Consider the following 12,011-nt stretch of genomic DNA (forward strand, 5'->3'; position numbering starts at 1 on the left):
TAAGCCCGGCATTTTTTTATCCCGGCAAAAAACACTCTTCAACACACTGAATAAAAGTATGCATCGCCGGGCTAACCGCTTTTCCGGCATGGTGAGCGCACATTGCCGTAATGGTCTGCGACGGTTCGCCGAAGGGTAATTCAATTAATTCTCCGCACTCCAGCTCTTTTGCTACCGCAAATCGCGGTAAGTAGCTGACTCCGATGTTTGCCGCGACACATCGCTTGATACTTTCAATGCTTATAAGCTCAATGGTGCTTTCCATCGTGATCCGCCGCTGACGCAGCGTGCTCTCAAATATCTGCCGGAAGACACATTGCGGTTCGTTGATAATAAAGCTACAGGCGTTATGTCTTCCCGGCTCAGTAAAATCGACATCTGCAATTTGTGGTGAAGCCACCAGCACCAGCGATTGTTCACCCAACTCTCGTCGGTTCAGGGCATCATCATTCCCTACGCGATAAAAGACGCCGACATCGGCCTCACCATTCAGTAGCACATCACGGATCACGTAACAGTTCAGCGACTGCAACGATAAACGCACTTTTGGTGCGCGTTGCCGAAAACGCTGCAACACCTGCGGCATTCGGTAAGAGAGTAACGTTTCGCCCGAAACAACGCGTAGTTCCCCGTCCGGATCCGACTCTTTTTTGGCAGCCTCACGAAGGGTATCCATCACTCTGGTGAGTTCATAAATGTGCGGCAGCAGCTTTTTTCCTTCGCGGGTAAGGCACATCCGTCGGCCAATTTTCTCAAACAACTGAACCGAGAACTCCTGTTCAAGCTGCTGAATATGAAAAGTCACCGTCGATTGTGTGCAGCACAATTTTTGCGAAGCTCGCAAAAAGGAACCCTCTTCCACCACGGTTTTAAGCGTAATAAAACGGCGCAGATCCATAAACCCAAACCTATCGAAAATATCGAATTTAGAATGAAAAAACATTCATTTTTTTAAATGTTTCATGTCGGGTACTGTCTACCAAAACAGAGGAGATAACAAGTGACACCGACCCTTTTAAGTGCTTTTTGGACCTACACTCTGATTACGGCCCTCACGCCAGGACCGAACAATATTCTCGCTTTGAGTTCAGCCACGTCGCATGGGGTTCGTCAGAGTTCCCGCGTGCTGGCAGGGATGAGTCTGGGATTTTTAATCGTCATGTTGCTGTGTGCGGGAATTTCGTTTTCACTGGCTGTTATCGATCCGGCAGCAGTGCATTTGTTGAGTTGGGCGGGGGCAGCATATATTGTCTGGCTGGCGTGGAAAATCGCTACCAGTCCAACAAAAGAAGACGGACTTCAGGCAAAACCGATCAGTTTTTGGGCCAGCTTTGCTTTGCAGTTTGTGAACGTCAAAATTATTTTGTACGGCATTACGGCACTGTCGACGTTTGTTCTGCCGCAAACACAGGCGTTAAGCTGGGTAGTTGGCGTCAGCGTTTTGCTGGCGATGATTGGGACGTTTGGCAATGTGTGTTGGGCGCTGGCGGGACATCTGTTTCAGCGATTGTTTAACCGCTATGGCCGTCAGTTGAATATCGTGCTGGCGCTGTTGCTGGTCTATTGTGCGGTACGCATTTTCTATTGAAAGACAAAAGAAAAGCGGAAGAGGTCACCCTCTTCCGCTTAATAACTTGCTACTTAAGCCTTACAGGCTTTCAGTAAAGGTACGAGCGATAACGTCGCGCTGCTGTTCCGGAGTCAGAGAGTTGAAGCGAACTGCATAACCGGATACACGGATGGTCAGCTGCGGATATTTTTCCGGATGCTTAACTGCATCTTCCAGAGTTTCACGACGCAGAACGTTTACGTTCAGGTGCTGGCCACCTTCAACGCGAACTTCTGGTTTAACTTCTACTGGAACTTCACGGTATTCAATGTCACCCAGTTTGCTTACTGCAACCACTTCGTCTTCTGCAAAACCTGCTTTCGCAACGATGCAACGCGCTTCGCCTTTTTCGCTGTCCAGCAGCCAGAAAGAGTTCAGCAGATCGTCATTAGCGGCTTTAGTAATCTGGATACCTGTAATCATGTGATGCCTCCCCGGCAAATTATTTGATTTGATTAGCCTGTTGCGGCCAATTGGTAAAACCATTGTTGCTTGAGTGTATATATACTCCTCAAACACCCTTGATTCTTTGATTTAAATCAACAAAAACCACACATCAAATGTGGTCGTAAATGGATTTTATTGTTTTACATCAACTTATACGAGTGTGGAATTTTACCAATTTACATTTTTTTGCACTCGTTTATGGCTAAAAAATGAGCTTGATTTTGTTCTGTAGAAAGAAGCAGTTAAGCTAGGCGGATTGAAGATCCGCAGGAGAGCGAGATGACTAACCAATTAACCTGGCATGACGTGCTGGCTGAAGAAAAGCAGCAACCCTATTTTCTTAACACCCTCCAGACCGTTGCCAGCGAGCGGCAGTCCGGGATAACCATCTACCCACCACAAAAAGATGTCTTTAACGCCTTTCGCTTTACTGAACTGGGCGATGTCAAAGTGGTGATCCTCGGTCAGGATCCTTACCACGGCTCCGGACAAGCGCACGGTCTGGCATTTTCCGTTCGCCCAGGCATTGCTATACCGCCTTCTCTACTGAATATGTACAAAGAGCTGGAAAATACCCTTCCAGGCTTTACTCGCCCGACACATGGCTATCTTGAAAGCTGGGCACGTCAAGGGGTTCTCCTGCTCAACACCGTATTGACGGTGCGCGCAGGCCAGGCACATTCCCACGCCAGCCTCGGCTGGGAAACGTTTACTGATAAAGTCATCAGCCTGATTAATCAGCATCGTGAAGGCGTGGTGTTTTTGTTGTGGGGATCACATGCGCAAAAGAAAGGGGCGATTATAGATAAGCAACGCCATCACGTGCTGAAAGCGCCACATCCGTCACCGCTTTCGGCGCATCGTGGATTCTTTGGCTGCAACCATTTTGTGCTGGCAAATCAGTGGCTGGTACAACGTGGCGAGACGCCGATTGACTGGATGCCAGTATTACCGGCAGAGAGTGAGTAATTGACGGAAAAATACCGGATGGCAGAATTGCCATCCGGCTGATTTATCAGGCTTTATTCTGACGCCACCATTCGCCAAGCAGCACACCAGTTGCGACAGAGATATTCAGCCCGGCAACGTTGCCAGTACCGTCAATCTTCACGCGCAGATCGTTCGGATCGCGTGCGGCATCCGGTAACCCTTCATATTCCTGACCCAGCACCAGCACCATTTTCGCTGGCAGACTGGTTTTGAACAGCGGTTTACCCTGTTCGCTGGAAGTGGTTACCACGGTGTAACCCGCCTGACGGAAATCATCCAGCACGTTAACAATGTTGTCGCCGGTAATCGGCTGAACGTGCTCTGCGCCGCCTTCTGCGGTACGGATTGCCGCACCCGATTCCAGCAACGCTGCATCCTGCACCACAACGCCTTTCACGCCGAAGTGCGCACAGCTACGCATCATGCCACCCAGGTTATGCGGGTTAGATTCGTTTTCCAGCGCCAGTACGCAATCCTGCGCGCCAGCCTGGCTTACCCACTGCTGTACGGTTGTGCCGTTACGCTTTTTGATCAGGAAGCAAACGCCGCCGTGATGTTCCGTGCCTGACGCTTTTGTCAGTTCCGCTTCATCCACTACATGGTACGCTTTGCGGTTTGCCGCCATCCAGCGCAATGCTTCTTTAAAACGTGGCGTTACGCTCTGGATAAACCAGGCGCGAACAATCGCTTCCGGACGGCTCTGGAACAGTGCCTGACATGCATTTTCGCCGTAGACGCGGGTTTCTTCCGCACGCTGACGACGCAAAACTTCGGGATCAATAAAACTTTTACCACTGATGCCACCGTGATCGGCCTTTTCTGGTGCCTCATCACCCGGCGCGCGGGAAACGGTGCGCCACGGCGACTCTTCCCACTTGCGGTCACGGGGCTGACTCTGTTTGTCATCGCGGGCGGGGCGACGGCCACCGTCAGCACGAGATTTTCCTGGACGCCCGCCCCCTTTCCCGGTTCGCGGGTTATGGGTACGTTTATCAGAATCATCATCACTGCGGACATACATCACTTTGACCTTGCCGCTTTTACCTTTCATTTCATCGTTCATGCTTTTCTCCACCAGCGCTGCGCGAAGCGCGCAGATTACCCGAAGTGCGCGCGGTTCGCCATGATTTCGTACCAAAGCCTGCGACTATCATACCTATTGAATAAAACAGATTGTTGTCTGGAACATTGCCTTTGATAATATGTAACATATTAGAAACATACCGGCGTCATTGCCGATAAGTCTCCTTACTCATCCCGAGGTTAGTTATGAATACCGTTTGTACCCATTGTCAGGCCATCAATCGCATTCCCGACGATCGGATCGAAGATGCGGCAAAATGCGGACGCTGCGGTCACGACCTGTTTGACGGAGAGGTGATTAATGCGACCGGTGAAACACTCGACAAATTGCTGAAAGACGATCTGCCTGTAGTGATCGACTTCTGGGCGCCGTGGTGCGGCCCTTGCCGTAACTTCGCGCCGATTTTTGAAGATGTTGCGCAAGAGCGTAGCGGTAAAGTGCGTTTTGTAAAAGTGAATACCGAAGCCGAACGTGAATTAAGCAGCCGCTTTGGTATTCGTAGCATTCCGACGATCATGATTTTCAAAAATGGTCAGGTTGTTGACATGCTTAACGGCGCTGTGCCGAAAGCGCCGTTCGATAGCTGGTTGAACGAATCTCTTTAATCTTGCCGGGGCGCATCTTGTGCCCCGTTTTCTCCTCTGCGACAATGGCGGTTTTTCGACGCTCTCTCTCATGACCGAAAACGCTGTTCTCCAGTTACGCGCCGAACGTATTGCACGCGCAACGCGTCCTTTTCTTGCCCGTGGTAATCGCGTTCGTCGTTGCCAACGCTGTCTTTTGCCAGAGAAACTTTGCCTCTGTTCGACAATCACCCCAACTGAAGCAAAAAGCCGTTTTTGTTTGCTGATGTTCGATACCGAGCCAATGAAGCCCAGCAATACCGGACGTTTAATTGCTGATATCTTGCCGGATACTGTCGCGTTTCAATGGTCGCGTACCGAACCCTCGCAAGATTTGCTGGATCTGGTACAAAACCCGGATTATCAGCCAATGGTGGTTTTTCCTGCCTCGTATGCCGGCGAGCAACGGGAAGTCATCTTCTCGCCGCCTTCCGGTAAGCCGCCGCTGTTTATTATGCTCGATGGCACCTGGCCGGAAGCACGCAAGATGTTTCGTAAAAGTCCGTATCTGGATAATTTCCCGGCTATTTCCGTCGATCTTTCCCGGCTTTCTGCCTATCGCCTGCGTGAAGCCCAGGCCGAAGGCCAATATTGTACTGCCGAAGTAGCCATCGCACTTTTAGATATGGCAGGCGATACCGAAGCAGCAACGGGCTTAGGCGAGCATTTCACTCGTTTTAAAACGCGCTATCTGGCAGGAAAAACGCAACATCTGGGTAGCATCACAGCAGAACTGTTAGAAAGCGTTTAAAATCATTCGGTCACTTCTGCGGGAGACCGGTATGAGTCAGCGAGGACTGGAAGCACTACTGCGACCAAAATCGATTGCGGTAATTGGCGCATCGATGAAACCCAATCGCGCAGGTTACCTGATGATGCGTAACCTGCTGGCGGGAGGCTTTAACGGACCGGTACTCCCGGTGACGCCAGCCTGGAAAGCGGTGTTGGGTGTGTTGGCCTGGCCGGATATTGCCAGCTTACCCTTTACACCCGACCTTGCGGTTTTATGTACCAATGCCAGCCGTAATCTTGCTCTTCTGGAAGAGCTCGGCGAGAAAGGCTGTAAAACCTGCATTATTCTTTCCGCCCCGGCATCGCAACACGAAGATCTCCGCGCCTGCGCCTTGCGCCATAACATGCGCCTGCTAGGACCAAACAGTCTGGGCTTACTGGCTCCCTGGCAAGGGTTGAATGCCAGCTTTTCGCCTGTGCCGATTAAACGCGGCAAGCTGGCGTTTATTTCGCAATCGGCTGCCGTCTCCAACACCATCCTCGACTGGGCGCAACAGCGTGAGATGGGCTTTTCGTATTTTATTGCTCTCGGCGACAGCCTGGATATCGACGTTGATGAATTGCTCGACTATCTGGCGCGCGACAGTAAAACCAGCGCCATCCTGCTCTATCTCGAACAGTTAAGCGACGCGCGACGCTTTGTTTCGGCTGCCCGTAGTGCCTCTCGCAATAAACCGATTCTGGTGATTAAAAGCGGACGTAGCCCAGCGGCGCAACGTCTGTTGAACACCACGGCAGGAATGGATCCGGCGTGGGATGCGGCTATTCAGCGTGCAGGTTTATTACGAGTGCAGGACACTCACGAACTGTTTTCGGCGGTAGAAACCCTTAGCCATATGCGCCCGCTACGTGGCGACCGGCTGATGATAATCAGCAACGGTGCCGCGCCTGCCGCGCTGGCACTGGATGCCTTATGGTCGCGCAATGGCAAGCTGGCAACGCTAAGTGAAGAGATTTGCCAGAAACTGCGCGATGCGCTGCCAGAACATGTTGCTATCTCTAACCCGCTCGATCTGCGCGATGACGCCAGCAGCGAGCATTATGTCAAAACGCTGGATATTCTGTTTCACAGCCAGGATTTTGATGCGCTGATGGTTATTCATTCGCCCAGCGCCGCAGCGCCCGCAACAGAAAGTGCGCAAGCATTAATTGAAGCGGTAAAACATCACCCTCGCAGCAAGTATTTATCTCTGCTGACGAACTGGTGTGGAGAACACTCCTCGCAAGAGGCACGACGTTTATTCAGCGAAGCCGGGCTGCCGACCTATCGAACGCCGGAAGGTACTATTACCGCTTTTATGCATATGGTGGAGTACCGACGTAATCAGAAGCAACTACGCGAAACGCCGGCGCTGCCCAGCAATCTGACCTCTAATACCGCAGAAGCGCATATTCTGCTACAGCAAGCCATTGCTGAAGGAGCGACATCACTCGATACCCATGAAGTTCAGCCCATCCTGCAAGCGTATGGCATGAACACGCTTCCCACCTGGATTGCCACTGACAGCACCGAAGCTGTACATATTGCCGAACAGATTGGTTATCCGGTGGCGCTGAAGTTGCGCTCGCCGGATATTCCGCATAAATCAGAAGTTCAGGGCGTGATGCTCTATTTGCGTACGGCTAGTGAAGTCCAGCAAGCCGCGAACGCTATTTTCGATCGGGTAAAAATGGCCTGGCCGCAGGCGCGTATTCACGGCCTTTTAGTGCAAAGTATGGCTAACCGTGCAGGTGCTCAGGAGTTGCGCGTAGTCGTCGAGCACGATCCGGTTTTCGGGCCGTTGATCATGCTGGGTGAAGGCGGTGTGGAGTGGCGTCCTGAAGATCAAGCCGTCGTCGCACTGCCGCCGCTGAATATGAACCTGGCCCGCTATCTGGTTATTCAGGGGATCAAAAGTAAAAAGATTCGTGCTCGCAGTGCACTGCGTCCACTCGACGTCGCGGGCTTAAGCCAGTTACTGGTGCAGGTTTCCAACCTGATTGTCGATTGCCCGGAAATTCAGCGTCTGGATATTCATCCTTTGCTGGCTTCCGGCAGTGAATTTACCGCGCTGGATGTCACGCTGGATATTGCGCCTTTTGAAGGCGATAACGAGAGTCGGCTGGCTGTGCGCCCTTATCCGCATCAGCTGGAAGAGTGGGTAGAATTGAAAAACGGCGAACGCTGCTTGTTCCGCCCGATTTTGCCGGAAGATGAGCCGCAGCTTCAGCAATTCATTTCGCGAGTCACCAAAGAAGATCTTTATTACCGCTACTTTAGCGAGATCAACGAATTTACCCATGAAGATTTAGCCAACATGACGCAGATCGACTACGATCGAGAAATGGCTTTTGTGGCGGTACGACGTATTGATCAAACAGAAGAGATCCTCGGTGTCACACGAGCGATCTCCGACCCAGATAACATCGATGCCGAATTTGCCGTACTGGTTCGATCGGATCTCAAAGGATTAGGCTTAGGCCGCCGCTTAATGGAAAAGTTGATTACCTATACGCGAGATCACGGACTGCAACGCCTGAATGGTATTACGATGCCAAACAATCGTGGCATGGTGGCGCTGGCTCGCAAGCTCGGGTTTAACGTTGATATCCAGCTCGAAGAGGGGATCGTTGGGCTTACGCTAAATCTTGCCCAGCGCGAGGAATCATGAGTAAGGTACTGGAAATGTTGACCACTTAATCGGGACTGGTGTTATTATTGCTCGCTTATGTCGTCTGCATTGCACAGAGGACCCTTCAATGAACAGAGAAGAAATGCACTGTGATGTTGTCAAAATTTAAGCGTAATAAACATCAACAACACCTTGCCCAACTACCCAAGATTTCTCAATCAGTTGATGATGTCGATTTCTTTTACGCTCCCGCCGACTTCCGGGAGACGCTGCTGGAAAAAATAGCCAGCGCGAAGCAGCGCATTTGCATTGTTGCCCTGTATCTCGAACAGGATGACGGTGGCAAAGGCATTCTGAACGCGTTGTATGAGGCTAAAAGGCAGCGTCCGGAACTGGATGTGCGGGTGCTGGTCGACTGGCATCGTGCACAGCGTGGACGCATTGGCGCTGCGGCATCTAACACTAACGCTGACTGGTACTGCCGCATGGCGCAGGAAAATCCGGGCGTAGATGTTCCGGTTTATGGCGTTCCAATCAATACCCGTGAAGCCCTTGGTGTTCTGCACTTTAAAGGCTTTATCATCGACGATAGCGTACTTTATAGCGGTGCCAGCCTGAACGATGTTTACCTGCATCAGCACGATAAATATCGCTACGACCGTTATCATCTGATCCGTAACCGTAAGATGTCAGACATTATGTTTGAATGGGTTACACAGAATATTATGAATGGTCGCGGCGTTAATCGTCTGGATGATGTTAATCGCCCAAAAAGTCCGGAAATCAAGAACGACATTCGCCTGTTCCGCCAGGAGCTGCGTGATGCCGCTTATCATTTCCAGGGCGATGCCGACAACGATCAGCTTTCCGTAACGCCGTTGGTAGGTCTGGGGAAATCGAGTCTGTTGAACAAGACCATTTTCCATCTTATGCCTTGTGCCGAGCAGAAACTAACCATCTGCACCCCCTACTTCAACCTGCCAGCAATCCTTGTGCGCAATATCATCCAGTTGCTGCGCGAAGGGAAAAAGGTCGAAATTATTGTTGGTGATAAAACCGCGAATGACTTCTACATTCCGGAAGATGAACCTTTCAAGATAATTGGCGCACTGCCTTATCTTTATGAGATCAATCTGCGTCGCTTCCTGAGCCGTTTGCAGTATTACGTCAATACTGACCAGTTAGTGGTTCGGTTATGGAAAGATGACGACAACACCTATCACCTGAAAGGGATGTGGGTTGATGATAAGTGGATGCTGGTAACCGGTAATAACCTGAACCCGCGCGCCTGGCGTCTGGATCTGGAAAACGCCATTTTGATCCACGATCCGCAACTGGAGCTTGCACCACAGCGTGAGAAAGAACTGGAGCTGATCCGCGAGCATACTACCATCGTTAAGCACTACCGCGATCTGCAAAGTATTGCCGATTATCCGGTGAAGGTTCGCAAACTTATCCGCCGTTTGCGCCGTATCCGCATCGACCGATTAATTAGCCGCATCCTGTAATCACAACCCCGTCCTGTACGGGGTTTGTTTTTTGGAGGCCACGTTTTGCGTATTCTTTTTGTCTGTTCGCTATTGTTACTTTCTGGATGCAGCCACATGGCTAACGATAGCTGGAGCGGGCAGGATAAAGCTCAACACTTTATCGCCTCGGCGATGCTTTCTGCCGCCGGAAATGAATACGCACAGCATCAGGGAATGAGCTCTGACCGTAGCGCCACGTTCGGGCTGATGTTCTCTGTAGGGCTGGGCGCGTCAAAAGAACTTTGGGATAGCCGCCCTGAAGGGAGCGGCTGGAGCTGGAAAGATTTTGCCTGGGATATCGCCGGTGCAAGCACCGGCTATACCGTCTGGCAACTGGCGCATCACTAAAGACGCATTCCCTTCCCTTTGCGATGCAATGTTAGTGAAACCAGAAATGCAATAACTGACATAAAGGTGACATACCAGAAGAAGGCTGTTTCCATCCCTACCGATTTCAGCGACAGCGCCACATACTCCGCTGAGCCACCAAATATAGCATTGGCGACTGCATATGACAGACCAACGCCTAATGCGCGAACCTGTGCCGGGAACATCTCAGCCTTCAGTATTCCACTGATTGAAGTATAAAAACTCACTATCAGCAGGGCGCACATCACCAGACCAAAAGCGGCATAAGGAGAGGAAACGTTCTGCAATGCTGAAAGAATCGGAACGGTAAAAATGGCTGCCAGAGAACCGAAACATAACATTGAAGTTCGGCGGCCAATCTTATCCGACAGTGCCCCAATGAGCGGCTGGATGAGCATAAATACAAACAGTGCTGCTGTCATAATGCCGCTTGCTACGTTTGCGTGCATTCCCGCAGTATTCACCAGATACTTCTGCATGTAAGTGGTGAAGGTATAGAAACAAAGGGAGCCCGCAGCGGTAAAACCGAGAACCATGATGAATGCTCGGCGATTGCGCCATAATCCTTTCAGAGATCCAGCTTCTTTTAAAGCGCGTGTTTCTTGTTGTGAAGTTTCATCCAATTGACGGCGTAACCACAACGCTACAACAGCTAACACAGCTCCTAACGCAAAAGGAATACGCCATCCCCACTCTCTGAGTGCAGCGTCTTCCATGGTGTGTTGTAAAACCACGACAACCAGTAGGGCTAGCAGTTGTCCGCCGATCAACGTGACATACTGAAATGAAGCATAAAAACCTTTACGACCTTCTACTGCGACTTCACTCATATAGGTGGCGCTGGTGCCATATTCTCCGCCAACGGATAATCCCTGAAATAAACGCGCGAGAAGCAATAATGCCGGAGCCCACGTACCGATTGTTTCATAACCAGGCAAACAGGCGATTACCAGTGAGCCGAAACACATCATACACACCGATAACAGCATCGATTTTTTACGACCATGTTTATCGGCTATGCGTCCAAATAGCCAACCGCCTATTGGGCGCATCAGGAATCCCGCAGCAAAAACACCGGCTGTTTGCAGTAGTTGAGTAGTCGTGTTCCCAGAAGGGAAGAAGATGTGGGCGAAGTAGAGTGAACAGAACGAGTAGACATAGAAATCGAACCACTCGACCAGATTACCTGAAGAGGCCCCCACAATTGCCCAAATGCGGCGACGAGTATCACTACTTGTCAGTTTGCCGTCTGCCGTTACAGTGCTTTCTGCCATGCCACTATTTCTCCTGCCCTAATCCGATGCTTTGTCGGTTGCTGTTGTTTATTTTTTTTGGTAAATAAAATGTTATACATTTGTTGTGCATCATTATACAACCTTAACCATGAATTTAGTTAGCAGGAAAATGGTTATTGAGGATCTTAACGATAGATTTCTGGTAAAGGGGACGTATGGAAGTAGGCAAATTGGGGAAGCCGTATTTGCTGGCGTATGTGGAGGAATAATGCGCGGTTTCCCCCTACCGTGCCTGCGTAGACCGGACAAGACGCGCCAGCGTCGCATCCGGCATTTTTTTTGCACCAACGCAAAAAGGCCATCCTTACGGATGGCCTTCTGCTTTATCTGATGCCTGGCAGTTCCCTACTCTCGCATGGGGAGACCCCACACTACCATCGGCGCTACGGCGTTTCACTTCTGAGTTCGGCATGGGGTCAGGTGGGTCCACCGCGCTACGGCCGCCAGGCAAATTCTGTTTATCAACACGTCCTGTTCCGACATGTCGATTTAATCTGTATCAGGCTGAAAATCTTCTCTCATCCGCCAAAACACCTTCGGCGTTGTAAGGTTAAGCCTCACGGTTCATTAGTACCGGTTAGCTCAACGCATCGCTGCGCTTACACACCCGGCCTATCAACGTCGTCGTCTTCAACGTTCCTTCAGGACTCTCAAGGAGTCA

The 12,011-nt window shown here is 50.7% G+C and carries 11 protein-coding genes and 2 rRNA genes; 7 read left to right on the forward strand and 6 right to left on the reverse strand.

Annotated features, from left to right (window positions below; translation table 11 throughout):
- Positions 1 to 16 precede the first annotated feature (16 nt).
- A complete protein-coding gene (locus A7Z06_RS11165; protein WP_024165056.1) occupies positions 17 to 898 on the reverse strand; it encodes a LysR family transcriptional regulator in 882 nt (293 codons plus the stop codon).
- A 102-nt stretch (positions 899 to 1,000) separates the two neighbouring features.
- Between A7Z06_RS11165 and eamB the strand changes: the two genes are divergently transcribed.
- Entirely contained in the window at positions 1,001 to 1,588 is a 588-nt protein-coding gene (gene eamB / locus A7Z06_RS11170) for a cysteine/O-acetylserine transporter (RefSeq protein WP_000189197.1), read from the forward strand.
- Positions 1,589 to 1,648: 60 nt separating this feature from the next.
- Here the strand turns inward: eamB and grcA are convergent, their stop codons facing one another.
- Positions 1,649 to 2,032 carry an autonomous glycyl radical cofactor GrcA gene (grcA, locus tag A7Z06_RS11175; RefSeq protein ID WP_000627804.1) on the reverse strand — a complete coding sequence of 128 codons (384 nt, stop codon included), beginning with the start codon at positions 2,030 to 2,032 and terminating at the stop codon, positions 1,649 to 1,651.
- Between the two features lie 303 nt (positions 2,033 to 2,335).
- Here grcA and ung point away from each other — a divergent pair, with 303 nt between their 5' ends.
- Positions 2,336 to 3,025: a uracil-DNA glycosylase gene (gene ung / locus A7Z06_RS11180; RefSeq protein WP_000184515.1), complete on the forward strand. Its 690-nt coding sequence runs from the start codon at positions 2,336 to 2,338 to the stop codon at positions 3,023 to 3,025.
- Between the two features lie 46 nt (positions 3,026 to 3,071).
- Here the strand turns inward: ung and A7Z06_RS11185 are convergent, their stop codons facing one another.
- Positions 3,072 to 4,109: a tRNA/rRNA methyltransferase gene (locus tag A7Z06_RS11185; RefSeq protein WP_000997415.1), complete on the reverse strand. Its 1,038-nt coding sequence runs from the start codon at positions 4,107 to 4,109 to the stop codon at positions 3,072 to 3,074.
- 206 nt (positions 4,110 to 4,315) lie between these two features.
- On the opposite strand from A7Z06_RS11185, the gene trxC reads away from it, so the two are divergent.
- The 5 genes from trxC to A7Z06_RS11215 all read left to right on the forward strand — a co-directional run bounded on the left by trxC (position 4,316) and on the right by A7Z06_RS11215 (position 10,034).
- Complete coding sequence (gene trxC / locus A7Z06_RS11195; protein WP_001098726.1) at positions 4,316 to 4,735, forward strand: thioredoxin TrxC; 420 nt, start codon at positions 4,316 to 4,318, stop codon at positions 4,733 to 4,735.
- Between the two features lie 70 nt (positions 4,736 to 4,805).
- Positions 4,806 to 5,504, forward strand: a complete 699-nt coding sequence (gene tapT / locus A7Z06_RS11200) for a tRNA-uridine aminocarboxypropyltransferase (RefSeq protein WP_000138185.1) — start codon at positions 4,806 to 4,808, stop codon at positions 5,502 to 5,504.
- A gap of 31 nt (positions 5,505 to 5,535) precedes the next feature.
- Positions 5,536 to 8,196, forward strand: coding sequence for a peptidyl-lysine N-acetyltransferase PatZ (gene patZ, locus A7Z06_RS11205; RefSeq protein WP_105279427.1), 2,661 nt, complete (start codon positions 5,536 to 5,538; stop codon positions 8,194 to 8,196).
- 113 nt (positions 8,197 to 8,309) lie between these two features.
- On the forward strand, positions 8,310 to 9,665 hold the full coding sequence (gene pssA, locus A7Z06_RS11210) for a CDP-diacylglycerol--serine O-phosphatidyltransferase (RefSeq protein WP_000949267.1): 1,356 nt from the start codon (positions 8,310 to 8,312) through the stop codon (positions 9,663 to 9,665).
- A gap of 45 nt (positions 9,666 to 9,710) precedes the next feature.
- Positions 9,711 to 10,034 (forward strand): YfiM family lipoprotein, encoded by a 324-nt coding sequence (locus tag A7Z06_RS11215; protein WP_071987900.1) that lies wholly within the window; start codon positions 9,711 to 9,713, stop codon positions 10,032 to 10,034.
- On the opposite strand, the gene kgtP is transcribed toward A7Z06_RS11215, so the two are convergent.
- The 3 genes from kgtP to A7Z06_RS11235 form a co-directional block, all read right to left on the reverse strand.
- Entirely contained in the window at positions 10,031 to 11,329 is a 1,299-nt protein-coding gene (kgtP, locus tag A7Z06_RS11220) for an alpha-ketoglutarate permease (RefSeq protein ID WP_000841090.1), read from the reverse strand. The two genes, A7Z06_RS11215 and kgtP, sit on opposite strands and share 4 nt — an antisense overlap.
- A 353-nt stretch (positions 11,330 to 11,682) precedes the next feature.
- Positions 11,683 to 11,798: ribosomal RNA gene (gene rrf, locus A7Z06_RS11230) — 5S ribosomal RNA — on the reverse strand.
- Between the two features lie 98 nt (positions 11,799 to 11,896).
- A 23S ribosomal RNA gene (locus A7Z06_RS11235) occupies positions 11,897 to 12,011 on the reverse strand; the annotation flags it as partial.

This window comes from Escherichia sp. MOD1-EC6819 (assembly GCF_002965765.1).
Taxonomy (GTDB): Bacteria; Pseudomonadota; Gammaproteobacteria; order Enterobacterales; family Enterobacteriaceae; genus Escherichia; species Escherichia ruysiae.

What these genes read in the sequence shown, in the direction of transcription:
- ung (WP_000184515.1), top strand. Translation starts at nt 2,336, where the DNA reads ATGACTAACCAATTAACCTGGCATGACGTGCTGGCTGAAGAAAAGCAG.
- trxC (WP_001098726.1), top strand. Translation starts at nt 4,316, where the DNA reads ATGAATACCGTTTGTACCCATTGTCAGGCCATCAATCGCATTCCCGAC.
- grcA (WP_000627804.1), bottom strand. Translation starts at nt 2,032, where the DNA reads ATGATTACAGGTATCCAGATTACTAAAGCCGCTAATGACGATCTGCTG.
- kgtP (WP_000841090.1), bottom strand. Translation starts at nt 11,329, where the DNA reads ATGGCAGAAAGCACTGTAACGGCAGACGGCAAACTGACAAGTAGTGAT.
- A7Z06_RS11185 (WP_000997415.1), bottom strand. Translation starts at nt 4,109, where the DNA reads ATGAACGATGAAATGAAAGGTAAAAGCGGCAAGGTCAAAGTGATGTAT.
- patZ (WP_105279427.1), top strand. Translation starts at nt 5,536, where the DNA reads ATGAGTCAGCGAGGACTGGAAGCACTACTGCGACCAAAATCGATTGCG.
- pssA (WP_000949267.1), top strand. Translation starts at nt 8,310, where the DNA reads ATGTTGTCAAAATTTAAGCGTAATAAACATCAACAACACCTTGCCCAA.
- A7Z06_RS11165 (WP_024165056.1), bottom strand. Translation starts at nt 898, where the DNA reads ATGGATCTGCGCCGTTTTATTACGCTTAAAACCGTGGTGGAAGAGGGT.
- tapT (WP_000138185.1), top strand. Translation starts at nt 4,806, where the DNA reads ATGACCGAAAACGCTGTTCTCCAGTTACGCGCCGAACGTATTGCACGC.